The sequence below is a fragment of the Pseudoalteromonas 'SMAR' genome, assembly GCF_048515945.1.
Classification (GTDB): Bacteria; Pseudomonadota; Gammaproteobacteria; order Enterobacterales; family Alteromonadaceae; genus Pseudoalteromonas.
The window spans coordinates 63577-89538 of record NZ_JBLWMW010000005.1 but is presented as its reverse complement, the minus strand read 5'-3'; the positions used below and the strand labels follow the sequence as shown (position 1 = coordinate 89538).

General features: G+C 44.8%; 20 protein-coding genes. 9 read left to right on the top strand and 11 right to left on the bottom strand.

Features of this window, described 5'->3' with window-relative positions; all coding sequences use genetic code 11:
- Nucleotides 1-26 precede the first annotated feature (26 nt).
- Complete coding sequence (locus ACNKW2_RS03920; protein WP_336569093.1) at nt 27-215, bottom strand: DUF3545 family protein; 189 nt, start codon at nt 213-215, stop codon at nt 27-29.
- Between the two features lie 458 nt (nt 216-673).
- On the opposite strand from ACNKW2_RS03920, the gene ACNKW2_RS03915 reads away from it, so the two are divergent.
- Together ACNKW2_RS03915 and ACNKW2_RS03910 are read left to right on the top strand one after the other, a co-directional pair.
- Nucleotides 674-2011 (top strand): DUF4910 domain-containing protein, encoded by a 1338-nt coding sequence (locus ACNKW2_RS03915; RefSeq protein WP_419147367.1) that lies wholly within the window; start codon nt 674-676, stop codon nt 2009-2011.
- Nucleotides 2008-2805, top strand: coding sequence for a formyltransferase family protein (locus ACNKW2_RS03910; protein WP_419147366.1), 798 nt, complete (start codon nt 2008-2010; stop codon nt 2803-2805). The genes ACNKW2_RS03915 and ACNKW2_RS03910 overlap by 4 nt, the downstream gene beginning before the upstream one ends.
- Nucleotides 2806-2933: 128 nt before the next feature.
- Here ACNKW2_RS03910 and tal read toward each other — a convergent pair whose 3' ends face one another.
- Nucleotides 2934-3884, bottom strand: a complete 951-nt coding sequence (tal, locus tag ACNKW2_RS03905) for a transaldolase (RefSeq protein WP_419147365.1) — start codon at nt 3882-3884, stop codon at nt 2934-2936.
- 257 nt (nt 3885-4141) lie between these two features.
- On the opposite strand from tal, the gene yaaA reads away from it, so the two are divergent.
- Entirely contained in the window at nt 4142-4918 is a 777-nt protein-coding gene (gene yaaA / locus ACNKW2_RS03900; protein ID WP_419147364.1) for a peroxide stress protein YaaA, read from the top strand.
- A gap of 256 nt (nt 4919-5174) precedes the next feature.
- Here the strand turns inward: yaaA and ACNKW2_RS03895 are convergent, their stop codons facing one another.
- The 3 genes from ACNKW2_RS03895 to gshB all read right to left on the bottom strand — a co-directional run bounded on the left by ACNKW2_RS03895 (nt 5175) and on the right by gshB (nt 9059).
- Nucleotides 5175-5960, bottom strand: a complete 786-nt coding sequence (locus tag ACNKW2_RS03895) for a hypothetical protein (RefSeq protein ID WP_419147363.1) — start codon at nt 5958-5960, stop codon at nt 5175-5177.
- An 89-nt stretch (nt 5961-6049) separates the two neighbouring features.
- Complete coding sequence (locus ACNKW2_RS03890) at nt 6050-8023, bottom strand: flavohemoglobin expression-modulating QEGLA motif protein (protein ID WP_419147362.1); 1974 nt, start codon at nt 8021-8023, stop codon at nt 6050-6052.
- Nucleotides 8013-9059 carry a glutathione synthase gene (gene gshB, locus ACNKW2_RS03885; protein ID WP_419147408.1) on the bottom strand — a complete coding sequence of 349 codons (1047 nt, stop codon included), beginning with the start codon at nt 9057-9059 and terminating at the stop codon, nt 8013-8015. The genes ACNKW2_RS03890 and gshB overlap by 11 nt, the downstream gene beginning before the upstream one ends.
- Before the next feature lie 474 nt (nt 9060-9533).
- On the opposite strand from gshB, the gene ACNKW2_RS03880 reads away from it, so the two are divergent.
- Nucleotides 9534-9785, top strand: a complete 252-nt coding sequence (locus ACNKW2_RS03880) for a hypothetical protein (protein WP_419147361.1) — start codon at nt 9534-9536, stop codon at nt 9783-9785.
- A 313-nt stretch (nt 9786-10098) separates the two neighbouring features.
- On the opposite strand, the gene ACNKW2_RS03875 is transcribed toward ACNKW2_RS03880, so the two are convergent.
- On the bottom strand, nt 10099-11739 hold the full coding sequence (locus ACNKW2_RS03875) for a methyl-accepting chemotaxis protein (RefSeq protein ID WP_419147360.1): 1641 nt from the start codon (nt 11737-11739) through the stop codon (nt 10099-10101).
- A 203-nt stretch (nt 11740-11942) separates the two neighbouring features.
- Nucleotides 11943-14174 (bottom strand): S9 family peptidase, encoded by a 2232-nt coding sequence (locus tag ACNKW2_RS03870; RefSeq protein WP_419147359.1) that lies wholly within the window; start codon nt 14172-14174, stop codon nt 11943-11945.
- A gap of 110 nt (nt 14175-14284) precedes the next feature.
- On the opposite strand from ACNKW2_RS03870, the gene ACNKW2_RS03865 reads away from it, so the two are divergent.
- Together ACNKW2_RS03865 and ACNKW2_RS03860 are read left to right on the top strand one after the other, a co-directional pair.
- Nucleotides 14285-14683, top strand: coding sequence for an HIT domain-containing protein (locus tag ACNKW2_RS03865; RefSeq protein WP_336569103.1), 399 nt, complete (start codon nt 14285-14287; stop codon nt 14681-14683).
- Nucleotides 14684-14807: 124 nt separating this feature from the next.
- The gene (locus ACNKW2_RS03860) at nt 14808-15089 is read left to right on the top strand and encodes a hypothetical protein (RefSeq protein ID WP_419147358.1); all 282 of its coding nucleotides are present in this window, start codon (nt 14808-14810) and stop codon (nt 15087-15089) included.
- 74 nt (nt 15090-15163) lie between these two features.
- Here ACNKW2_RS03860 and ACNKW2_RS03855 read toward each other — a convergent pair whose 3' ends face one another.
- A complete protein-coding gene (locus tag ACNKW2_RS03855) occupies nt 15164-16858 on the bottom strand; it encodes a dipeptidyl-peptidase 3 family protein (protein WP_419147357.1) in 1695 nt (564 codons plus the stop codon).
- A gap of 354 nt (nt 16859-17212) precedes the next feature.
- Here ACNKW2_RS03855 and ACNKW2_RS03850 point away from each other — a divergent pair, with 354 nt between their 5' ends.
- A complete protein-coding gene (locus ACNKW2_RS03850; protein ID WP_336569106.1) occupies nt 17213-18052 on the top strand; it encodes an HDOD domain-containing protein in 840 nt (279 codons plus the stop codon).
- 64 nt (nt 18053-18116) lie between these two features.
- Here the strand turns inward: ACNKW2_RS03850 and ACNKW2_RS03845 are convergent, their stop codons facing one another.
- A complete protein-coding gene (locus ACNKW2_RS03845) occupies nt 18117-19958 on the bottom strand; it encodes a serine hydrolase domain-containing protein (protein ID WP_419147356.1) in 1842 nt (613 codons plus the stop codon).
- 159 nt (nt 19959-20117) lie between these two features.
- Here ACNKW2_RS03845 and ACNKW2_RS03840 point away from each other — a divergent pair, with 159 nt between their 5' ends.
- Nucleotides 20118-22109, top strand: coding sequence for a winged helix-turn-helix domain-containing protein (locus ACNKW2_RS03840; protein WP_419147355.1), 1992 nt, complete (start codon nt 20118-20120; stop codon nt 22107-22109).
- Nucleotides 22110-22361: 252 nt separating this feature from the next.
- Here ACNKW2_RS03840 and rdgC read toward each other — a convergent pair whose 3' ends face one another.
- The gene (gene rdgC / locus ACNKW2_RS03835; RefSeq protein WP_336569107.1) at nt 22362-23276 is read right to left on the bottom strand and encodes a recombination-associated protein RdgC; all 915 of its coding nucleotides are present in this window, start codon (nt 23274-23276) and stop codon (nt 22362-22364) included.
- A 164-nt stretch (nt 23277-23440) separates the two neighbouring features.
- Entirely contained in the window at nt 23441-25201 is a 1761-nt protein-coding gene (locus tag ACNKW2_RS03830; RefSeq protein ID WP_419147354.1) for an ATP-binding protein, read from the bottom strand.
- A 199-nt stretch (nt 25202-25400) separates the two neighbouring features.
- Here ACNKW2_RS03830 and ACNKW2_RS03825 point away from each other — a divergent pair, with 199 nt between their 5' ends.
- Entirely contained in the window at nt 25401-25766 is a 366-nt protein-coding gene (locus ACNKW2_RS03825; RefSeq protein ID WP_419147353.1) for a response regulator, read from the top strand.
- Nucleotides 25767-25962 lie beyond the last annotated feature (196 nt).

Below are 25962 nucleotides of genomic sequence, written 5' to 3'. Positions count from 1 at the left end.
AGAGCGCCACAAGGGCGCTCTTTTTGTTAAAACTCTAGTTCGTCTATATCAACACTTTCTGCAAAAATATCAAGTTCCTGTAGTTCTTTGCGTAAACGCTGTTTATCTTTTAGCGCTTCAATTTCGCGCCACTTTCTTTTTTTGCCCTTAGATGAAGTTTTTTTTCTAGCCTCTGGACTTTCTAATACTTGCATTAACTCGTCTAGGGTATCCATGAAAATCTCCTATTGATAAAACCAACCCAAAGTGGTATTTGCTTTGACGATTAGCTCAACAACTGCAATGACACCGTTGATTCTTCATACTGTTTGGCAAACCTCAAAAGAGGAACCGTGCAAAGTGTGATGGTTTTGTATACTAGCGTATTACTTATTATTGCTTGCTTTATATACAAAAACCGAGAACAGCGGCATCAATTTTCACTTCGAGTATTATTGATATACCACAGCCGCAACAAAAATAAAACACAATTGTGTCTTTGGGGTTAAAAGAAAGTGACAGTTTGATGAAGGTCAAAGGGGGACATGAGTTTGACTGAAAAGGTCTTTTACTTTTACGTAAGTTGCTTCAGCTTAGTACATTTCTCAATCTTAGCAGAGTCGTGGAAGGTGATGTTTTATTAGTGTTATTTTATGTATAGTCAATAAGTTATTGCATCATTTTAAGGAATACAATGAGTCGGGAAAACGAATACAAGCTTTTAGATGGTTTATTTGATGAATTATTTCCACTTTGTCGCTCCATAACAGGCTATGGGATTGAAGCATCAATGGAGATAATCAGTAAGTACATGCCATTGCATTTTGATAGAGTAAAAAGTGGAACTCAAGTGTTTGATTGGCAAGTACCACCGCAGTGGAACTTTCGCCGAGCTCGGCTTTGGGATCCTAATGGAAACATCATTTGCGACACCGATCTAAATAACTTACACGTCGTGAGCTACTCTGAGCCAGTAGATAAATTTTTAACCTTAGATGAGTTACAGCCACATTTGCATAGTTTGCCAGATATGCCAGAGGCAATACCCTATGTTACTAGCTACTACCAAAAAACCTGGGGCTTTTGTCTTAAGCACTGCGATAGAAAAACGTTACAGCCTGGACGTTATCGGGTACTCATCGAGTCTGAATTTGATCCAGAAGGTGGGGTTCCGTTTGCTCAAACGACTCTCGAAGGGGAGAGCAAAAGAGAGATTTTACTAAGCAGTTATCTTTGTCACCCATCATTAGCGAATAATGAGTTGAGCGGTCCTTTAGTATTGTTAGGCTTATATAACCGATTAAAGAAATGGCCTATCAGGCGTTATAGTTATCGCTTTTTACTTAACCCTGAAACCATTGGATCGTTGTGCTTTTTGTATAAGAATTATCAATCATTAGTTGAAAACTTAGAAGCAGGGTTAATTTTAACTTGTATGGGAGGGAATGTTGATACTTTACGCTATAAGGCTAGTCGAAAAGGTGACAGTACGTATGATCAGCTAGCTCATCATCTGGCATCAAACAAGCTTCTTCGTTATATTGATTTTACTCCCCTACATGGCTCTGATGAGCGTCAATATTGTGCTCCAGGCTTTAATTTACCTGTTGCCCAAGTGAGTCGGTCACTTAATGTTACAGAAGTGCCTTATCACACATCTTTGGACACTAAAGAGTCAATGGATATAGCACGTATTGTTCAGTCAATTGACGAACTTGAAAAGCTCTTAAAGTTAGGTGAGGTTGCTGGAGTTGCGGTAAACCAAAGCCCGTTTGGTGAGCCTCAGTTAGGAAAGCGCGGTCTTTACCCGAATATGAATACCCTCGAGCACACCGATAAATCAAGTGATAGCTTAGTCGATGGCAGGACGAAATTAAATGCCATATTGACCATATTAAGCGAGTCAGATGGAACTAAGTCAATGGTTCAAATTGCAGAGTCGCTCAATCTTACTTTAGCTACCATGGCTCCCATAATCAAAGAGCTAGAACAACATGAGCTAATCAAGTTTAATACAGGAGAAGTGTTGTGAGTGTCGTTTTTATCACTGGTAATCACCCTCGTCATTCATATATTGCCCGTTGTTTGGCTGAAACTGGAAAATTAAAAAAGCTGATTATTGAGCAACGAGAGGAGCATATACCTGAACCACCAGCTGAGCTCGAGCCAGAGTTAGAGGCTCTTTTTCGGCAGCACTTTGCGCAGCGTAGTGAGGTTGAGCAAGAAATTTTTGGGCCTGTTCATTGGCCTGACATAGAAATGGAAACTGTTGGTGTTGAAGAGTTAAATGGTGAAAAGGTGCAGCAACATATTCGTGCATCTGCTCCAGATTTACTACTTACCTATGGCTGCCACATGTTACATAACAGCACGCTAGCCTGTGCTAGCGGAGAAAAGTGGAATATTCATGGTGGGTTATCGCCTTGGTATCGTGGAGCGATCACGCATTTTTGGCCAAGCTATATGTTAGAACCCCAGAAAACAGGCATGACAGTTCATGAGTTAACACAGCAATTAGATGCAGGTGATGTTGTACATCAGTGTGTAGCGCCAATGGTAAGAGGGGATGGTATTCATCATGTGGCAGCAAGAGCTGTGCATAAGCTTGGCAATGAATTGCCGACTTTGCTGCAGCTATTACATCAAAAAGGGCCTCAAAATATAGCAAAGGTTGCCCATAAGACCACCGGTAAGTTATGGCTTGGCAATCAATGGCGGCCAGAACACCTTAGGGTTATCTATCAGTTTTATGGTAATCGCATAGTGGATTATTATTTAGATGGCAAGCTTGGAAAAAGTGAACCCAAACTACATCGTCAATTTTAATTCATGCCTTACTAATCAAGTGACTCTTTGACAACAAGTGCCGCTAGAAAATTAACTAAGGTTGCTTTTATAACCTTTATTTAAGACAAAAAACGCCGCATAAGCGGCGTTTTAAAATGGCAGTGCACTTACAGGGCTTTAAAGCGAGCCACTAAGGTTTCTTGGGCATCAGCAAATGAGCGAATGCCTTCCGCTAGCTTTTCAGTGGCCATGGCATCTTGGTTGTGCAACCAACGGAACTGACTTTCAGTGAGTGGTGCAGGCTTGGCCACTGGGGTGAAGTCGCTTTCAAGAAGGTAGTCATCGTTGGCCGGCATAGCCGCTAACTCTTCAAGTAAAGCTGGGCTAATGGTGAGCTTGTCACAGCCGGTAAGCGCTAGGATTTCACCGGTGTTTCTGAAGCTAGCACCCATTACCACGGTATTATAACCGTGTTGCTTATAAAATTCGTAGATGCTGCGAACCGATTGTACACCAGGGTCTTGCAGTGGATCGGTTGGCTTTTCAAGGCCGTTTGCCACATGCCAATCTAGAATACGGCCAACAAAAGGTGAGATCAGAAAGACATTGGCATCGGCACAAGCACGCGCTTGTGCATCGCTGAATAGTAGCGTTAGGTTACACTTAATGCCTTCTTTTTCAAGTGCTTCAGCGGCTTTAATGCCTTCCCATGTTGAGGCAATCTTGATTAAGATTTTGTCTTTGCTCACCCCTTGTGCTTGGTATAAATCCAGCAGCGTTTTGGCTTTGGCAATGGTCGCTTCGGTGTCAAATGATAAACGCGCATCAACCTCAGTGGAAATGTAACCTGGTACTGAGTTTGCGATTTCTTTACCGATAACCACGGCAAAATAGTCACAGGCAAGCTCTAATTGCTTGTCAGCATCACTTTCGTTGGCTTTGGCATAATCCCAAGCTTCGTTTAGATAAGGCTGATAAGCAGGCATATCGGCTGCTTTAAGCAGTAAAGACGGATTGGTCGTCGCATCCTCAGGTTGTAACTTACGGATTGCTTCTATGTCACCGGTGTCAGCGACAATCGATGAATGTTGTTTTAGCCTATCTAGTGCTGAAGTCATGTGTTCCTCATTCCAAAGTTGATAACAGCGAAGTGATATTAGACGCCTTATGTTGCAACACCATGAAAGTGCTTGATAGGTCATATGTCCGTTGTCTGACATATCAGCGCATGTTGGTGATGAAAATAGTAAGGCGAAGCCACTGTATGTGGCGGATTGTATCGCCTTGGGTTGCCAGTCTATAAAGACTTGAAGTTACCAAGGGATAGTGTTGAAATTGACATTAATTACCAGCTAAGTCAATAGGCAACCTATCTATGATCACAGTTATCTCTCCGGCGAAAAATCTGGACTACGAAACGCCAGCACCCACTGACCGTTACACGCAACCTGAGCTACTCAACCACAGCGAAGAGTTGATCTCGGTATGCCGTGAGTTGTCGCCACAGGACATCGGCTCGCTGATGAAGATCAGCGATAAATTAGCTGGCCTAAACGCGGCGCGTTTTGCCGAGTGGTCTCAGCCTTTTACTGCCGACAATGCCAAACCAGCGGTGTTCGCTTTTAACGGTGATGTTTATGTTGGCCTTGAGGCGGAAAGCTTATCAGACAGCAGCCTGGAGTATGGGCAAAACCATCTGCGTATTCTCTCAGGGTTATATGGGGTGTTAAAACCGCTTGATCTGATGCAGGCGTACCGCTTAGAAATGGGCACCAAGCTTGAAAACCCGCGGGGTAAAAACCTCTATGAATTTTGGGGTACCACCATCGCCGAAAAACTAAATGAAGCCATGGCTGCGGCAAAGACCAAACAGTTGGTGAACTTAGCATCAAACGAATACTTTAAAGCGGTAGATAAAAAAGCCCTAGAGGGTGAGATAATCACCCCGGTGTTTAAAGATTGTAAAAACGGCCAATACAAGGTCATTAGCTTTTACGCGAAAAAGGCCCGAGGCATGATGGCGCGCTACATCATAGAAAATCAAGTATCTGATTTAGAAAGCTTAAAAGCCTTTGACGTGGCAGGCTATTATTACAGTGAAGAAGCCACTAAAAAGCCTCAAGAACCGGTGTTTTTACGGGCTGAGCAGTGAGATCTTGGTCGCTTGCAGCGGTCGTGCTGATGGTTGGCTGTGGGGTTAGCAGTAACACTGCAGTGGGACCTTTGCAAGCCAATTGCCATGACCAAAGCAACGCTTGTAGCAGCCGTTGTCGTGACAATTATTCCGAGCCCATGCAGCTTCAACACTGCCAAGATAAGTGTTTTTATTCACAAAACCAATGTCATGTGGAGCAGCTAAGCAAACCTCTTGCGCTGCCTCCTAAGCAAGAAAATTAGAGCTAACCTAGTCACACCCCTTTAGGTAAGCTCATAAACGCGCGTACTACGCGATCACGAAAAGCCTGATCGTTGGCTTTATTGGAAGCGCGATAAAGCTGACAAAAGCTCTGTGTTTGACCTTGTTGCAATAACAGTTCATCGGGGAACTGCAGCTTGGTTAGCGCAGCGTGCCAGCGCTGCACAAGGTTGCCATCGGGCTCTGGTAGCTTCGCCAATATTTGCTCTGATAAATTAAAGTCACTGTCGCAAGCCAGTTTAATCATGTCATCGTTAGCGGCGGCAAGCCAGCTGGCGCCGCTTTGGCTAACACAAATCAGTGGCAGGTAGGGCGCCAATGCTGGAAACGCAGTATTTTTATACACAGTCACTTGCCAATACGGTTTGGCTATTTGGATGAACTGCTCAAAGCTAGTAATGGCGGCAAAGCCAGAGGCGGCCAGTGGCTTTATCTCAACTCGAGGTTTGTTGGCATTCACGGTGTCATTGGCGGTGTCGATATACCAATGGCCAACGATAAGCGCGTTTTGAAAGTACTCATCGCGCAATGAGCCCCACACTTTCTTTAATTCAGCATTTTCCTGTTGCATGTATTCACGCAGTGGCGCCAGTTGTGCATTGTTTTGCTTTAGCACGGCCACGATCCGTTTAAACATCTCATCGCGCACTTCCAAGCAGCGCCCGAGCGGATAGGGTTTGCCTGCAAAGCTGGGTATTTTCACTGCAAGCTTAAGGTCCGCTTGCAGGCGGATGTTGGCCAGTTCATGGGCCAATAGATCGATTTCTGTTTGCTGCAAGGGTTTGCCACTGGGTTACTAAGATTGTCATCCAGTATAGCCACAGTGACAAAATTATCTATTAAAATATAGAGTTATAATAATTATTATTACCTTACCGAAGAGATCAGATAACTTAAGATGGCATCGGGCTCCGGGTCGCGGCTGGTGTCTGGTAAGTACTTCGCCGCTTGCAATACCCCTTGCTCAACCAAAATATCGAGGGCATCAAGTTGAGCTAAGCCGGTTTTTCCTAAATAGAGGTTATCGAGCTTACGCTGTTGGGCCAGTTGCACCACATCGGTAAAACCTTTGAGGTAAAGGTGATCTTTGGTAAAGCCACCGCCACGAAATACCCGGGTGGCCAGCGAAAATGCTTCATTAAGGCTCAGAATGCCCGAGTCCATCAAGTACTCATAGACTTGGTAAAATCGCTCACCTTTGAGCATCATATTTACTGCAATCACGCGCAGTGCCAGCACTTTGAGTCGAGTTAGGTTAATATGACCAGATTGGTACTCTCGAAAAATGGCCAATCCTTCTTGGGTGTAGGTATTGCCTGGTAAGCCTAGATGTAACACTTTCAGTGCGTGTTGCTCGGCATTCAGCGTGGTTAATAAGTGCACCCCAATTTCATGCTCTATCAGGGCATTAATATCAAGCTTGGATAGCATGGCGGAGCTGTTTAACAACAATAAACGTTTACTGTTATCGACCATGGCCTTGGCCACCAACTTAGTGGAGAGTGCGACACTGCAAGGCAAGCCCATCGTGGCAATCGCTTGCTCAAAATAAGGGATTGCTTGCTCAGCACTGATGTCTTTTTTCGCAGCGGGTTCAGTCTCGCGAGCGTGCAGCAAAAAAGTGGCATTTTTAATGTCGTTGTGGTCGGGCTCTCCATAATAGCGCAATGAGTTATACAAAAAGGCATCACGACCAATTTGCGTGATCAGCTCTATTTTGGTGGCGTAACTGTCAATCACTTTACGGTAGAGATCTTTAACTATGGGGTCTTGGATCTTACCCACCGGCAAACGATATAGCTGCTCTTTAAACTCGTAAGGGTCGAGCTTTAACGGCCGGTATTTAAATTGCGGCTGATAGTGACGCTTAGCCAAAAAGCGGCGCTTTTCTTGGCTAATATTGCTGGGGTTAACGTAGTTTAAGGTTTCAAGGTTTTTGGCTAGCCGATACAAGGCCGCATCGACGTGCAACAGTGTTGGGTCGAGCAGCGAAGTGGCTTTATGATGACGCAGTGGGCGATAACAATGCTGTTTGGCAAACAGCTTAGCGGCTTTGCTAAAGGCGTTATGAATGTTGCGCTGTAGTTTTTCGAATACCACAGGAAATAGGGTGCCGGTGTATTCGTCCATAAACACTTTTTTGATCTCAAGTGGCATTACCAAGGTGTTGGAAAAGTGCTCAGAAACATACTGCGCTTGATAGCCATAGCCTTGAAAGACGATATTCTCTGCGCAGTCTACTGCTTGTCCTGCCAGCTTTTTGGCGCTTAATTGCTTTTTTAACTCATTTAATACATTGCGGTACCTGAGCGTATCGACACGAGCCGTACCAATATTAAACGTCGGCGCATAGCCATAACTGCGAATTTGATGATTATAGCTATGAACATCAAATAGCAAGCAGCCGCCGAACTTGGTCTCCAGTGTGTTGATCAGCGCATGCAAGACACGGTAATAGGCTTGATGTTTTGATAAGCTAATATCAACCTCACTGTTGGGGAGCGGCTGTTGCCACAGTTCCTTTCCCCATGCCTCGGTGTAGATGGCTCGCTTTGCCGGACGATTAAGATCGTACTCATAGCGAGAGTCATTTGCCACTAAGGTAATTGGCATGGCGGTGATTAAGTGGTCGGTGTAGGGATCTTCTTCTTGTAAGCGCTCACTTTCACTGATGGCAAAATAGGGCGACAAGCTTGCTCTAAACTGGTGGCCAGCGTGAATGGCAGTTGCAATAAAAGGCACATACTCTGTGACGACAATCGTAAATGCTCCTTGAGCAAACTGCCCGCTAATGGGTTTGCCGGCATTGAGTGCGGTAATGATGTCCGATTCAGATAGCATGAGCGTCTTCTATTACTTGGCGGAATTGGTTTTTACGATGGTTTACCAGCTCTTTGGCATGCACCACGCTTTCGACAAAATCAATCACTTGAGCTTGCAGTTTACAGCGGTTTAAGCGGTTAATTCGGGTGATCCCACCCGGTGAAAGTACATTCACTTCAATGAGTTTTCCGCCAATCACGTCAATACCAACAAAATACAAGCCATCGCGCACCAGCTTAGGGCCAATATGGCGGCATAGCGCTTTTTCTTGTGCGCTGAGCTTGTGTTTAATCACACTGCCGCCAGCGTGCACATTCGCCCTTACCTCATTGGCTGCCGGAATGCGCTTCATGGCACCAATAGGCTCACCATTGAGCATTAGAATACGCACATCGCCCTCATCGGCGCCTTCCACATATTCTTGTAAAATAACGTAGTTACTGCCTTTGCCTGACTCATCGCCGCCAATATAGAACTCTAACAGCGAGCTAAAACTCTGCTTGGCGCGCTTTTCAACCACAATCACGCCACGACCTCCAAAGCCATCGAGTGGTTTAAGGATCATTTTTTGTTGTTCAGATTCAGCAAAAATACGTTCCAGGTACTCTTTATTTTTCGACACATGGGTGTTGGGAATAAACTCACTGGCAATGCCTTGGAACGAAGCAGTATAGAGCTTATTGTTGGCAATTCTTAAACCGTCAATGTCGTTGACGATAAAGGTATCGCCGCGCACTGAGTCCAAAAAGTTCATCGCTAGCGTATCGAGCGGTGGGTTGGCGCGCATAAAAATGGCATCAAAGCCAGCCAGTGGCAGTTGCACGCGCTTAAATTGCGCTTTTTTGTAAAAGCTGACAATGTTTTCAGGAGCACTTTGGCCGGCAATAAAGACATCGCAAAACGCGCTGGCAACACTTTCACGAATGGTCAAGTTGTTAACCGTGGTAATAGCCACCACATGGCCGCGGGATACGGCTTCATGGATAAGCCTTAGTGTGCTATCCGTTTCAGGCTCAACTCGCTCCCACGGATACATAATAAAACAGATTTTCACGGGCAATTTTTGCTCTGGTAAATAAAGCGGAAATATAGCGCTAAAGTGCTTTTGAAGCTCACGGATTATTTTTATCGCCAAGATAAGGGATTGTTATTGATGGAGGAGTAAAAACGGTGTTTTATAAGGACAGCCACCTTCACTTTGGTGAACTGGTTTCGTTGTCCTCGTGACGGGTTTCTACGCCCATCCATGGGCGCCGACTGACTTGAGGGTGTGATGAGGGATGAAGTGTTGCTGTTGAGTTTGTGCTGATAGTTAGCAATCACAATGGCTGTCTGAACAAGTGCCTGTATATTTCCGTTTGAAGCTTTTCTTTTATATTCGTAAACTCGCCTGGCGCTCTACCTATAACTTGAGTACTGCTGTTACATTAATTGCCGAAAGTCACGACTATAGTACTTTGTAGCGCAATACGCTTATAATCAGAAACTTCAGCGTTAGCTGGCGCGAAGTAACAATGGAACACATACAATGCAGTTAATTATTTTATTGATAATCGGGGTAGTTCTGGTTTTACAGTATTTTGCAATCAAAAAAGGGTTGCTTGTCCCTACTGTTTACTCCAAAAATCAAAGGGTAAAAGCGGCTGTAATTGTCGCTGTACCTATTATGATTTTTGGCATCATAGAGAGCCAGTCGGCTATGGTCATTCTCGGTATGTCTCTGGGCTATGTATGCTTTAGAAGGCAAACTTGGTATAAGCGAAAAGAGAAGGGCAGCTAACAAGTATATTCAAAGGGTGTTTTATAAGGACAGCCACCTTTTACTTTAGTGAACTGGTTTCGTTGTTCTCGTGACGGGTTTCTTCGCCCATCCATGGGCGTTGACTGACTTATCGATGTCGCCTAAAGAAAAATAAGTAAAGGAAGGGTGTTGCTGCAAGTTCGCGGTTTTTAGCTAACAACTCGGCGGCGGGTATGATAGCAGTACGGGGGGAGGTTAAAGTATGATAAGCACAGTAAAAACAAGCTGAAGGTGTGAGCAAGTCTTTGCTCACACTTAGGTTCATTCTCCTACATCATAACGACCCCTACAATCACACCTTAAAGCGACTCACTATTTCATTAAGTTGGTGGCTGGCTTGGGTTAGTTGTTCGCTGGTGTCGTTGAGTGCTTGAGTGGTGTCGAGTGAGTGGTGGGTGGCGTCAGATAGGGCGGCGATACGCTCGTTGACTTCTTGGGCAGCGAGACTTTGTTCATCGGTTGCTTTGGCGATATGGCTGTTGATATCCGAAATGGCGTCGATGAGACGTTCAATTTCTAACAGCGCGCTGTTGGCTTGCTCAACTTGGCTAACGGTTTGTGCCGATATTTGTTGGCTGGTTTGTACTGCGCTCACGGCTTGCTGCGATTCTCGCTGTAAGCGCTCTATGGTGGTTTGGATCTCGTCTGTGCTTTGTCCAGTGCGGCTGGCTAGGGTTCTTACTTCGTCGGCAACCACGGCAAAGCCGCGGCCTTGCTCTCCGGCGCGGGCAGCTTCGATGGCGGCATTTAATGCCAATAAGTTGGTTTGCTCAGCAATGCCGCGGATGACATCAAGTACCGAGCCGATGTGCTCGCTTTCTTGTGCTAAGCTGCTGGTGGTGCTGCTCACCGATTGAATTTGATCCGATAAACGCTGAATGGCAGTGATGGTTTCAGCGATGGTTTGTTTGCCTTGGGCGCTATTGTTTCGGGCATCAGCCGCGGATTGTTCGGCGGTGTTGGCGTTGCTGCTGATCTCTTTTACCTGCATGGTCATCTGTTCAGCCGCAGCGGCCACTTGGCGGCTGTTGTCGTTTTGCGACTCGATAAAGGCAAGGTTTTCTTCACCCGCCGCGCGAACTTGTTCGGCAAGCGCTTCAACGTGCTTGGCATTGTCTGCAACCGTGGCAATCGAATGGCGCATTTTATTGGTGTAGAGGTTAAAGCTTTTCGCCAGCTCAGTAATTTCGTCTTTGCCGCTTTCATCTAATTGCCGAGTTAAGTCGCCTTCACCTTCGGCGATATCTCGCATCATTGCTTTGGCGTGTGCAATCGGGGTTATGATGCTTTTGCTGATCATGGCACTAAAAGGAAACAAGAGTACAATTAACACGGCCATGGTCATAAGTAGCAGGTTACGGATAGTGGCAAACTCGGCTTCAATGGTGTCGAGGTACACCCCCGAGCCGACAATCCAGCCCCAAGGTTTGAAGCCCTTCACATAGGAAATTTTTGCCACTGGCTCATCGGCACCCGGCTTGGGCCACAGGTAGGGTACAAATCCTGCGCCAGCTTTATTGACCACTGCCACCATAGCAACAAACAAGCGTTTGCCAGAGGGGTCTTTTGACTGACTGAGATCTTTGCCGTTGAGCTCGGGCTTAAACGGGTGCATCACCATGGCTGGCTGGTAATCGTTGATCCAAAAGTAGTTGTTGCCTTCGTAGCGCAGTGCCGAAACGGCATCTAGGGCGGCTGCTTTGGCCTCTGATTGCGACAGTTCACCACTTGTAAAGCGTTGATGATGATAAGCAATTAAGCTATGGGCATTTTCCACTAGGCTCTGAGTTTTATTGTATTGCTGCTGTTCCAGCGCATTGTACTGTTGTGACAAGCTGACAATGCTTTGCAATAGCACGCCGATAATGACCACACCGATGAGCAAGGCAAGGCGCTGGAAGATAGTTAGTTGGCGAAAAAACTGCTGAGGCATAATGCTGTCCTTAAGTCTGATAAATGCAAAAGCGCTTAATGCTTATTGTTTTAGCCTAGCGGCTATTGGATTAGTATAGATTGAGCTAGAACAATAAGCTGAGTTTTTCTTATGCACTCAGTAAAAACAATTAGACCTAAGGCGTAGTAGAGCTGAGCAGGAAAGTCACCCAGCTCACTTCAAGCTGGGTGACAAAGGGGGAGTTAATCGGCTTTTACGTTAAAGTGACGATTAAAGAAGTCAGTAATGGTTTGGTGTAGGTGCATTTGCACCTTCTTACCGCGTAAACTGTGCTTAGAGCCTGGGTAAGTCATCATTTCAAATGGCTTAACTTGGTCTTGCAGTTGTTTAAATAGCTTAGTGGCATGAGTGAATAACACGTTGTCATCGGCCATGCCATGGTAAATAAGCAGTGGGCCTTTTAAGCCGTCAGCATAAGGGAATACCGCGCTTTGCTCATAGCCTTTGGCGTTGGTGTTAGGGTGACCTAGGTAGCGTTCAGTGTAATGGGTGTCATAAAGTGCCCAGTCGGTCACCGGTGCACCCGACACCCCAGCACTAAAGTAGTCGCCTGCTTTAAACATGGTCATCAGTGCCATGTAGCCACCATAACTATGACCGTAAATACCTATGCGTTCAGGGTCGACGTAATCCAATGTGCGTAAGAATTCTACGCCTTTGATCTGATCCGCCACTTCCACTTCACCTAAGTGCTTATAAATCGGGTCTTCAAACTTTTTACCCCGATTGTAAGAGCCGCGGTTATCAAGTTGGAAAATCACATAGCCTTGCTGGGCAAGATATTGGAAGTAAAGGTTTTTACTGCGCCAGCTATTGGTGACGCGTTGGGCATGAGGGCCACCATAGACGTTCACAATCACTGGGTACTTTTTATCTTGCTCAAGATTTGCAGGTTTGAACAAGCGATAATACATGGTTTGACCGTCTTCGGCTTTTAGCGTGCCATATTCTGGAGTCACTAAATCAGGTAAGTAAGGCGTAAGTGGGTGGTTACTGTCTAGTTGGTTTTGCTCCAGCCAAGTAACGAATTCTCCATTTACTTTGCGCAGGGCAACGCTTGGTGGCCGGTTTACCGAAGAACTCTTGTCGATAAAGGTGCGGTTGTCCTCAGCCATAACCACTTTGTGGTAGCTGCCTTTTGCGGTAATACGTTCGATTTTGCCTGCTTTAAACAGTGGCGCGCTGTATAAGTGGCTCTCCAGTGGCGTGTCTTTACGGCCAGAGAAGTACACTAGGCCTTTCTTTTCATCCACGCCTTCAAGGCTTTCAACAATCCAGTCGCCTTGTGTAATTTGGCGTACCAGCTGGCCGTTAGTCCTGTATAGGTAAAGGTGTTTAAAGCCGTCGCGCTCTGACGCCCAGACAAAGTGTTTTTTATCTTTTAGGAACTTCAAGTCAAAATGCAGATTAATCCAGGTGTCGCTGGTTTCTGTCAGTGCCACTTGCTGGCTCTTATCTACGGTGTTGTAAAAGCGCAGTTCCAGTTTTTGTTGTGAGCGGTTTTGCCATTGGTATGACAAGGTTTTGTTATCTTTTAACCAGTTGGCACGAGCAATATAAATGTCTTTGTCTGCGCCTAAATCAATCCAATCAACTTGTTGGTTGTTGAGCTTAACCACACCCAGTTCAATTTCAACATTATCGGTGCCGGTATAAGGGTAGCGCTGGTTAAACAGCTTAACCTCTTCGGCGTAAATTTCATTACGAATGGCTTCTTCCACTGGGCTTTCGTCAATGCGGGTAAAGGCGATTTGCTGCTCATCCCCAGACCACCAGTAGCCAGTCATACGGCTCATTTCTTCTTGCGCCACAAATTCCGCCATGCCATTTTTGATGGTGCCACCGCCATCTTTGGTCAGCTGAACTTCTTTGCCGGAGCTGAGCTCAATGGCATAAAGGTTTTGCTCGCGGATAAACGACACAAAGTTGCCTTTGGGCGAAAAGCGCGCGTCGGTTTCGAAGGCCTCGGTGTCGGTCAGCTTTTTGCTGTTACCCGAAGCCACTTGGTAATAGTACAAATCGCCATTCAAAGGAAAGAGCAGGGCTTTACCGTCTTTTGACCATTTATACTCTAAAATACCACGGCCAAAAATACGCTGGCGTTCACGGCGGGCTTTTTCTTCGTCGGAAAGGTTTTCTGGCCCCGAAAATAGCTCGGCAGAATCCACCAACAAGCGGTTGCTGTTGTCTTTTAAATTGTATTCCCACAGGTCGTAGCGGTTGTAGTCTTCTTTCTTACCTTGTAAGTAAGTGACTCGAGAGCCATCTGGAGAAAACTTCAGGTTAGTGGGGGCTTTGCCTGAAAGGGCTGGGTCGTCAAAAAGTCGCTCTAACGTTAGCGGCTCTGCACTGACTGTGACAGCAGCGAGGGCTAACGGAAGGGCAAGCGTGTAATGTTTAATACGAGAGTGCACGGTGCCACCTTGTTCTTTTTTTAAGTTATTTGGAATGGTAATGAAGCCGCTTTGCAATAGCAACAAATTGGGATAGAGTGCCCCGAAGACAAGACTTAAGGAGTGGTACTATGGCCTATCAATTAGCCCCACAACTACAGCAAGACTGCATTATCATCGCAAACTGGTCGTTGTGTGATGTTTTACTGATGAACGACGCACAATATCCTTGGTTTATTTTAGTGCCAAGGGTCGCTCAGGCAAAAGAAATCATCGACCTCAGTGACGAGCAGCAACAGCAGTTTTGGCAAGAATCAGCTAAGTTAAGCAAACTGTTACAAGACACCTTTAACCCCGACAAGCTTAATGTCGCTGCATTAGGGAACATGGTTCCGCAATTACATGTGCATCATATTGCCCGCTTTAAAAGCGATCCGGCCTGGCCTAAACCGGTATGGGGGCTATTACCAGCACAGCCGTACACCAGCGAGCAAATAGCGCAACTTAAATTGAGTTTTGAACAGCAGTAATCACCATAGCTGTTGCGCTTATTTCAGTTGCTTTTGCGGGCAGTTCTGTAAATTAGCGCAAAACCACAGTCACAAGTGAAACATCCCAACAGTGGATGATACAAAAATAAAGGAGTGTATTAAGATGAAAAAAGTCATTATTCCCGTATTGGCTACTTTATTCTTCGTTGGATGTGAAGCAACCACAGCGGAGCCTTATCAAGAGGACCGTAAGCCAGAAGAGAGAACCGAGTACAGCGGTATAGAAGGGTTAACACAGCAGCAAAAAGATCAAAACTACCTTATGCGAAAGGAGCTACAAGATAAATGCGACAATGCCAAAGTAAATTTAGCGATTGCGAAATCAGAAGGCAAAACGCAAGCCATTGAGCAGCATCAAGAAGAAGTAAAAGACTACTGTATTTAGTGCTCGCTGTTAGCAAGCTAAAAAGAAATGTCACAGTGTTGCAACAAGCAACACTGTGACATGGTGGTTTGCGGTTATTTAAGTCCTAGTACCTGCTTACCTTGTTTAAAGGTAACATCGACCGGAATATTGGCTTTAGAAAGCTTATCTAAGTCTTTTTGCAGCTCTTCTTTAATATCACCATGGGTAGCAATAAGCTGGTCAACTTTTTGATAGTCGCCATCTCCTTGCAGGGTGAGAATTAAGTTCGATAACTTCTCCATGGCAACGGCCATTTTGTCCATATTCACTTGATACAAGCCTTCGGCGTTTTTCGAGAACGCGCCTTCGTCTTTAAAGAAGTTAAAGCGGATCATATTGGCTTTACCGTGAGCGCTTGAGGCACCAAAGCGAACAGAGCGGAAAATACCAGCCATAAAGGTAACGTAGTAGTCTTCTAATGTGCCTTCAGTGATCTCACCTTTTTTCAGCAGTTGCTCAACCATGTAAAGGCCAAGAATATCGGCTTTGCCTTCCTCGATGGCACTGGCATGCTCTTGCAGAGATTGGCGCACAGTGCCTTTGCCAGTGATGGTGTTTTTAATCCCCAAACCGTGTGCCACTTCGTGGAACATGGTGTTAGCAAAGAAAGCATCAAAGGTAATGTGCTTACGCTGCTCTGGCACTATAAGCTGCTCAGAAATAGGCACTAAGATTTTATCGAATTTAGCGCGCATGGCGTTTTTCAGTTGTAAGCGACGGGTGCCTTTTTCCAACTGCACTTGCTCATCGTTAGGCAGGTTAATGGCAATGGTTTTGCTGCCGGCATTGGAGTGACCAGCGTAATAGATAACATCGTATGCGTTTAAGTCGGCATCAGAGCCCGGCACTTCTTGCTTATATTCGTCGGCCACTGGCAAGCCCTGTTGTAGCTCAGGCAAAAAAGCAGCGAATTTAGCTAAGCGTTCGCTCCACGCCATGTCTTTAACCAAGACATAAGACTCAAACGCAGCACGATAGCCAAATAACTGATCTTCATACGTTTCAATTGGACCAATCACTACATCGATGGGGTTATTTTTCATGTCCATCCAAGCAAAATCAGACGTTTGATAGCTGTTATTCACTAGGGCGTCGGCGCGTAAGTTCAAGTAGTTGGCAAACTCTTTGTCTTTGGCCAGCTGACTTGCTTCACGTAATAGCTTGGCCGCTTGCTCAAGCTCTGTTTTATAGGCGGTCGAGTAAGGAATGCTGTATAACTTGCCTTGCTCATCGCGGCGAATAAGAGAATATAAGCCTTGCTTATCTTTTACGTCGGCTTGGTTCAGCTCTTCTTTGCTGATGTCTGCAGGATAAAACTGTGCGCCCATGGGCTTTTCAGAAAACTCAGATAAGAACACTTGGTCGCCATTGAGACGATCCCATGGGCCATAATTAATATCGGCGAATTGACGAACTTTGTCATCGTTTATGTTATTCAAAAACGCGGCTTTGTTGTCGCCAAATGCTTGCTGCCAAAACAGGTCATCCATTATGACTGAAGCATCGATCAGCAGGCTCAGCATTTTTTTCTGATTGTCGCTTAAATGGCTTAAGTCGGTTTTTAGCGTCACCGGAGTATAAATATCTAATCTGTCGCGGTCTGCGTTAACTAGCTGATAGCCAGTGTCAGCTGCGGCCGATTGCTCTGCGGCGGTTTGTGTGGTGTTTTGCTTTTGTGGCTCTGAGCAGCCAAATAATGTCAAACTTGTTGCCAATGCAACGGCAGCTGAAATCTTAGAGTGTTTCATTGTGCTCCCTTATTTTTCTTCATATTGTTCGTAGTGGCCTCAACTTTACACCAATTTCTCGATTTAATCGCCCCCTTGCTATGGATGCAGAGTATTTCACTCTTTGCAATGCAATGTGCACTCGGATCATGCTATTTCATGGCGATAACTCAAGCTAGTAGTGAAAAGGGTTTGGTTTTTTATCTGCAGGTTTATTTTGATTATTTCAGGTCAAGAAATAGTGGATTATTTTCTGTGTTTTTCTTAACTTTATCTGAAAGTTAGACAATACTTAGGGCGTCTAGGTAAAAATTCGTAACAGCTATCCAAAGTAACGCGTTGCTGATCGAATAGATTGAAAAGGGACCGTGATTCATGTCTACAGAAAATGCACTACTGACAATTTTAACCGACAGGATAAATAACGATACGTTAGTGTTACCAACGCTACCCGAAATCGCGGTAAAAGTAAGGCAAGCAGCCGACGACCCAGATATAAACTTGATGCAAATGGCGGACGTTATCTCACACGATCCGGCACTGGCTGCACGTATGATTAAAGTGGCCAATAGTGCGTTTTTAGGTCGCTCGGTCAAAGTGAATACCTTAAACCAGGCAGTCACCCGCATTGGCTTGCGACAAATTAAAAACATTGCCACAGCCATGGCAATGGAACAGCTGTTTGTTTCAAATAATAAATTAATTAAAACGTATATGGATAAAGCGTGGCAAAAGACCTTAAAAGTGGCTTGTCAGGCTATCACTACCATGGAGTTTTATTTACGCGAAAACAAACACACCTCGTTAAACCGCGACACCATTACCTTGGCTTCTTTGGTGTTTAATATTGGTGTGCTCCCGATTCTGACCGAAGCCGAGCGTCACCCAGAAGTTTTTGCTAACCCCAGCTTTTTAGCTCATGCCATCCAAAAGCTCGGAGGCAAAATAGGCGGCACCATCATGCGCGAATGGGAATTCACTGACGAATTTATCGAAGTAGCAGAGTGCTGGGCTAACCCGAACTTCAAGCCTGAACAAGTGTGCTATGTCGACTTTATTCGCGTGGGCGCCATTGTCGAGGGCATACTGCAAGTGTCCGATAAAACGGCAGCATTAAAGTTGTATCAAGATAAGGGCGTGATCAGAGAAGTGAGCGTATTTGCCGACGATGATTATTTGGCGGTATTAGAAGACGTTAAATCTATGTTTGCTTGATATTTATATCATGCGTAAGCCCTCTTGAGGAGGGCTTTGTTGAACCTTTTTAACCAACCTTAGGTTATGCCCACAACCTCACTCCAATCAACCCGTTGAGCAATAAGTAAGCAGCAACAACCGCATTAAGCGAAATAAAGGCGGTGAGTAAAGTGTAACTTACGAGCTGGACTTCGCCGCGCTTGGTGCACCACCACCGCCACAAGGCCCACATTGACACGGTAAAATACCCTACGCTGGCTAGGCACAATGTGATTGATAACCAGCTGGGCTTGGCTATTAGTGCCAATAGGTTTGTGCTATTTTTTGCTATTAACAGCAGTGCTATTACGCTGGTAAGCGACAACATGATTTGTAATGAATGACGTGTTAGGCGCTTACTTGGTAGCGATGGAGCTGCTTGTTTAGCAACTACACGCACTCCTCTAAGAGCGAATAACATCATCACTGCAAAGCCTGTGATAAGCCATAATGTCAAGATAACAATTGGCAGTAAGGCACTGAGCTTACTGATAGGCTGTAACGTGTGAGGCCCATATTGCACTACCTTGCCGACAAGCGGATCTTGCGTGACAGCCAACACTTTTTCACCCGTAGACCAGTGACCAAACTGTGCATTTGGCAGCGAACGCAACTGTCTTGGTTTGCCGCCAAGCATCGGGCCGATTATGGCTCTGTCATGGTTCACCGTAAACCGCCACGGCAATAGCTTTGTAAAAGGTGCGATTAAGTTAGCTTGCGGGTTAATACTCCTGTAGTAGCCACTTAACTTTTGCTGTTGCTCTGTGAAGCTAGAGGTATTGAACTCCTTAGGGGCTACATCTTGGGTGATATAATCTGCGAGTAACCGGTGAACTTTTGGTATTGCTGGGCCCCCTCCTGTGACAGCAATAACATACCCCCTGTTTATATTGGGTTGATATAACAGCATGGCGGAACCACCGCGGACACTGCCTTCATGGCCATACAGTACAGCACCACCATGATGGTAACGGTTAAGTCCTTGTGCATAAGTCAAGGTGATCCCTGCGTTGGCGGCTAAAGAGTCTGAGGGCGTTTGCATTTGTTGTAAGCTACTGCTTGATAACCCCAGTGAGGTGTATTGCTGAGGTTGCATTAAAAAGTGCAATAGCTTAGTCATATCAGTTAGGTTACTGTTTAACCCTCCTGCAGCTCGGTTATTCAAATGTTGGTAGGGAAGAGGCTGATCACCTAGATATAAGGTCGCGGCATTTTGGCGGTAATTATCGGTAAAAAAGTAGTCGCTGTTGTGCATTTCAAGTGGCGCAAAGAGGTGTTGCTTTACAAACGACTCAAAGCTCATGCCACTGAGCTGCTCTACTAGGTAAGCAGCAACTAAAGGACCTGTATTGTTATACGCCATACGTGTACCTGGAGGCCATCTAGACTCACGATTATCGGGGTGCAACGCAAGTGCTTTTGCTATCTCTATTGGTTGACCTTTGACTGGCTGGTTTTCAGCAAAATGCATGGCATCCCAGCCGCTGGTATGATTAAGTAGGTGGATAACCCTAACAGGGTGTTGGTTGGACCATGGATTAGTAAACTGTAGGTTCGGAGCGAGTTGCTGCAGTGGCGTCTCAAGGGTCAGTTTACCTTGCTCCACTAGCTTCATCACCGCTAATGCCACGACTATTTTAGAGATAGAGCCAAAACGAAATTGTGTTTTTGCACTCAGTGGAGTTCGTTGACTGGTGTCGGCATAACCTGTTGTTAAATAAATCGGTGGCTGCATGGGGGTAACAATGCTTACTGCAATGGCATGAACACCCGATTGTTGTCTTATTTTATTGAGCTGTTGTTGTATTGTTGTTATGTCTTTAGCTACACCTGCGATAGGTAAAAAACCACAGATTAGCAGTAAGAGTATTGGGTAAAGTTTCATTGTATTTCCTGTCATATATTGCTGTTTTTTCAGAGTGCGATAGCCAAGAAAATACCGCAAAGGACTAAGTGTGATATCCTGAAAATAAGCAAAGGTCACAGTTGGTCACTTTTTCAAGCTGCTGATTTTAAATATAATAATAAAGAGAAGCTCTTCTTCATGTACAAAGTTGGAAAGTTTATTTTTGACACCCGCCGTGCGGTTCTTATCACTGACGGTGAAAAGAAAAGTATCGAGCCACAAGTTAACGAACTATTAGCACTACTGGTAGCGCACGCTGGTGAGGTGGTAAGCAAGCAGCAGATTATTGAAAAGCTCTGGCCTGAACGGGTGATAACGGATGATGCCTTTCGAGCTGTGATTAAAAAATTACGCAAATGTCTGCAAGACAGTGCGACAAGTCCAGAGTACATAAGAACGGTTACTCGCAAAGGGTATGTATTAATAGCAGACGTGCAACCGGTTCAAAGTGCTGCTGTGAAACCGTTATGGCTTAATACTCGTGCGCTGGTGGTCGCCATTGCTATCGTTGCAGTTTTACTTTACTACTTAGTTACTCACACAAGGCCACCTACAGTGACCAAGTTGACCGACATGGCAGGCTCTGAGGTAAGCCCTTCTTATAACTTGATATTAAATCAACTACTTTACTCGCACCGCAGCAGTAAAGATGACTTCTTACAGTTATACGCGAAAAACTTAAGTAATGGCGCTATAACCCAGTTAACCAATGACCAGGCTAATTTCGCAAACGCTCAGTTTTCCACCCAAGGTGATAAAATTGCGTTTACCCGCAGTACTGAGAAGAAACAACAAATTTTTGTTGCAGACTATGAGGCCAGTTCAGGTATAGCCAATGTTACCATGCTGCCAGAGGCAATCACTCAAGACAAATACCTGTTAGCTTGGAGTGAAAATAGTGAAGGTCTGTATTTAAGTGATAATCAACGGCCGTTGTCTGCCCAAGGGGTGTGGTTTTATAACCTAAACACCTTAACTCTCAACAGCATTACCTCCCCAGGCGGAAAAGCTGGTGGTGACTACTTTGCCAGAGAGTCTTATGATGGTAAATGGTTGGCGGTGTTACGACATAAAGCCGATGATAGTTATGAGCTATTAATTCAACACTTAGGCAGTGGCGAGCTCAGCCACATGGTGAAGTTGCCTAAACCCTATACACAACTAATCTGGGACCAAGATGGTAAGCAAATACTGTTGTCGAGCTTCAACGCAGAATTTGCTCGTTATGATTTAAGCCTGCAAGTGTTAACTCCTCTCAACCTTGGGTTAGCTAACACCAACCATGCTTTTTTTAGCTGTGGCAAGCGTTGCTTTTACGCTCGTCAGCACAATGGCAACTATACTGACGTAGAGCTTCAAGCTAACCCTTTTAATTCCCGTTTAGCTCTGAACCAAAGTTATATTAATCATTACGGTGCTGAAAATTTACCGGTCAGCAGCCCGGATGGTAAAGATATTTTTTATATCGCTAGGGTAAATAATAAGACCCAATTGCACTACCTTAAGCAAAATAAAGTAACCGTGTTGCATTCTTTTAAAGGGGATGCGCAGACAACAGCGTTGCAACTAAGCCCTAGTGGCAACTTGCTGGCGGGTACTTATGGCGGTAGGTTGTTTATTTTCGATTTGCATCTTGGTCATTTTAACTTTGTTACTACTGCGTTAGAGCAGGTATTTGCTCCGGTTTGGCTGAGTCGCGACCAACTTAGTTATGCCAGGCTAGAAAGCGATATTCCGGTTATCTACCACTATGAAGTTCATCATGAAGTAACCGTAAGAGACCAGTCGAACTACTATGTAAAAATACAACAAGGTAACAAGAGTCTATTTATTGATAGTTCTCTGACATTATGGCTGCAACACAATGACACAGAACGGGTGTCTCTGGCACAGTTACAAAGTGCGAGTCCAAACCGTTGGCATATTCAAGGTGACTGGTTTTATTTCACTACTCGGAAGGAAAACGCTGCCTATTTAAACCGTATTAACCTTAAAACCAAACAGTTAGAGCAACGATTTTTAGCTAGTAACCGTTACCGACTTAGTTTCGATTTTTTCGAAGAGGGCAGAACCATGCTATCTGTGCGCTCCTTACTTGCAGAAAGTGATTTGGTAAAGATAACTTTCTGACTTTCAGTCGGGGCTGTTGTTTGAGTGATCGAAAAGGGTGTCATGAAAGGGCACTGCATTTAACCGTCATTGGTCTACTATGCTGTTTTAGATAGTCGCGCTGCGGATAATTGCAGGTCTTATTTGTGTTTCAGGGGGCGCTTGGTTTAGAAAAAGAGTCGAGCGTGATTATATCGTGCTTTAATAACATAAACTCACGGCGGTTTTAAATACAAAAACCGCTGTGAGTTGTCAGCATCACTGCAAATGCTGTTAGGCGTCGATGCCTTCGTCGTCACCTAAGCCTTGGGTTAGCTCTTCCAGTAGCTCTTTAATTTCTTCAGAGACCAGAATAAAGTCGGCGTCGAGTTTCACCGCTAAGTCCTCCTTGGGAATGTCGGCATTTTGCTCTTTAAGAGCATCGGCATAACTTACACGCTTTAAAGTACCATCGTTTTGCAGCATAAACTTAACGCGCTCTCGCCAATCCAGCGCCAGTTTGGTTACGCGTTTGCCATTTTCAAGGTGGGCTTTAATTTCATCGCAAGCGAGGTCATGTTGTTTTAATTTAACCTGAGCACCGTTATCGTCAGCCTCTTGCAGCTCGGCGTCATTACCAATGGCAAAGCCCTCTGGTGCGTTAAACTCAGTCAACCAGTGTGTGAGTTGTAAATCTAAGTCGTAGTTTGCAAAAGCAGGTACCACAGGAAGGGTTCCTAACGATTTACGTAACAGCGCAAGCAGCTCTTCCGCTTTATTAAAGCTGGCACTATTCACCACTACCCAACCAGACTTTTGGTCGATAAAGGCAAACTGTAAGCTCGATTTTTTAAACGCTTGAGGCAGTAAGGTGGCTAGAATGTTTTCTTTGATGTCATCTTTTTCTTTTTTCTTAACCGGGCGGTTCTCTTGTTGCTCGATTTGCTCGATTTTGTCCGCCACCATTTCATTGACAACAGCAGCTGGGAGGACTTTTTCTTCACGCTTGGCGCACACTAAAATACTGTCTTGGGAGAAGTGCGATAGCATTTGACCGTGTTTACCAAACGCCTTAGTCCAGCCAAAAGTAGTCATATCTTGGCTGCCACAAGGGCGAAATACGTCTTGTTCTAGTGCTTTTTCGAAATCTTCTTGTGTGTAAGATACGTCTTGTTTGAATTTGTAGCAGATTAAGTTACTGAACCACATAGAAATATGCCCATCTGGAATTAAATTGCCGACATCATAGCAAAAAGCAGTAAACTTGTATTGCCATGCAAGCAGGGAAATAGGGTAATTTTACCACGGCGCCTAATATAAACGATAGCCGCAGGCTCAAACCCTAACGCCGTGAGCTTGCGCCCAGTGGTCGCTTAATTAAACATCGACATGGGCTTTTGTAAGTCTTTGGGGAAGCTAATTTGGTAAGTCAGCCCTTGTCCCTCATCACTGCTTACTTCAATGTCGCCATTAAGAGTTTGTTTAACTAAATTGAGGGTAATATGAGTCCCTAAGCCACTGCCACCTTGGTCGCGCTTAGTGGTAAAGAAGGGGTCAAATAGCTTATCTAGCTGCGCTTTACTGACGCCTTTACCATTGTCTTTATAGGTAATGTTTACGTTGCCGTTTTCTTCTGTCACAAGAATATCAATTTGCCCTTGATTTTGGCCTTCAAAACCATGGATCAAGGAGTTCATGATTAAGTTGGTGAAGATCTGGCTGATGGCCCCGGCTGGTAAATTTAACGTCAGCTCTTCTGGGCATTGAATATTAATTTTGTGCTGGGTCTTTTTCAGTTTGGGGTGAAGCGAGCGGATAACCTCACCAAGATATTGTTTGAAATTGATGTTTCTTACGGCTTCACTGGCCTGATCCACAGCAATTTGCTTAAAGCTGGCAACCAGCTCCGACGCTCGGTCTAGGTTGGTGGTCAGCAGGCTCGCGCTTTGCTTTGCTTCACTAATAAACTCTTCCAATGCTTTTGGCGACAGTGTTTTACCATTATAAGCTTGTTCTAATTGGTCCAAGCGCTCTTGCAAGAAAGAGGTTGCCGTGACACCAATGCCAACCGGCGTATTTATATCGTGGGTAATACCAGCCACTAAGCCACCCAGTGCTGCCATCTTTTCTGAGCCCACTAAGCGCTCTTGCGCCATATTCAGTTCGTCTACATACTTCTCGAGCTCTTTTTGTTTGGTTAACAGTTCTTCCTCGGTTTGCTTACGCAAGTCGATTTCTTCGGTTAGGGTTAACTTTTGTTTTTCCAGCTCGTACTTTTGTTGTTGCAAATCCATCATGGCTTGGCTTAGGTTTGAAGTTTTCCGAGCCACCTCTTGCTCTAGTTGAATGTTGTGTTGATCGAGCTTTTCGTTACTGATCATCAACTCTTTTTGCGTTTGATCGAGTTTTTTGCGGTACTCCGAAATCTTGTCGATTAACTTGTTAAACGCTTCTTCCATGATTTTAAGTTCATTGCGTTCATTGGTGCCAATATCTATCTTGTGACCATCGACATTATCGATCTCAAATTCTTCAATCTGTTCAGTTAAATCGCCTAACGGTTCGGTGAGCAATTTGCGAAATGCAATTAAGAACAAGATGATTAAAAACGTGGTTTTTATCATGGCATTACCGATCAAAAAATAGATCGATATCATGATCCGGCTAAACACCACTTCGCGACTCGAGAACAAGGTGACATCACCGACTTGGGTCGCGCGGCCAGAAAATTCAAATATCAGTGGGAAAGTATAGCCAAATAAGCCAGAAGGAGTGTCTTCAATGATTGCTTCTTCTTGCACAAGTTGCTGGCTATAAAGCTCATGAATATCCAGTGAGCGGCCTAATTGTGAAATGATTTCACCGCTGTCATCACGAACAATAATGCCTTCGATCATTGGAATGGCTAATAACCCCTCCGCGGTGGTGACGGTTTGTTTGGTATTGAGTTCCCAAATTGCACGGGTTAAGCTGCGGCTGAACGTCTTTTGCAGCATAGTAAGCTCGTTACGAATGTAGTCTTTGGTATTGACGTACTCAGCTACTACTTGACCGCACGTGACGACAAAGGTTAGTAGGAAATAAACCGACAGCACATTAGTGAGCAATTTTTTTGAGAGGCTTTTTTGCAGCATGAATTAAGCTGAGCTCCTACGGTAAAGTTTATTGCCTTGGGATGATCTGTTGTTAAAGTTAGCCAATAAACGGTTAAAAATAAATAAATATCTTCATTAAATATGTTTTTTAACGACTTACTAAGGTGGGGTTTATGTGTTATAAGGTATTTATGTCTCATGACTGTTTTATTAACAACAACACAAGACTGACCACTTTATGAGTTATTCTGTCCTAGTTTGCGACGACTCCACAGTTGCTCGAAAACAAGTCGTTAAGCACCTTCAGAGTGCCCTCGAATTGACTGTTTTTCAAGCAGAAAATGGTCAGCAAGCGCTACAATTGCTGCAGCAGCAACAGATTGACTTATTGTGTCTTGATTTAACCATGCCGGTTTTAGATGGCATCGGGGTATTAGAAGCAATAAAAGCTCAGCAAATTGAATGTTATGTGGTGGTTATTTCTGCAGATATTCAAGCGCAAATGAAAGCCAAAGTTGAGAGCTTAGGGGCGTTAGGTTTTCTTGAAAAACCGGTAAACGCCGAACAGCTGCTGTCATTGTTGCATCAATACGGTATTCGTTAACGCCGAATAGGCTCTTATCATCCTCAATAAACTTGCAGCTCATCCCCTTGCTTTTCATTCAATAACAAAGCGATATCGATAGCTCTTTGTATTTACGCGGCACTTATCACTCTACAGACTTAAACTTCTTGTCATCAACAAACGGCCCTATTCGCAATATTAAATAGAGTAGCAATTATTCAGTTCGGTCTTATCT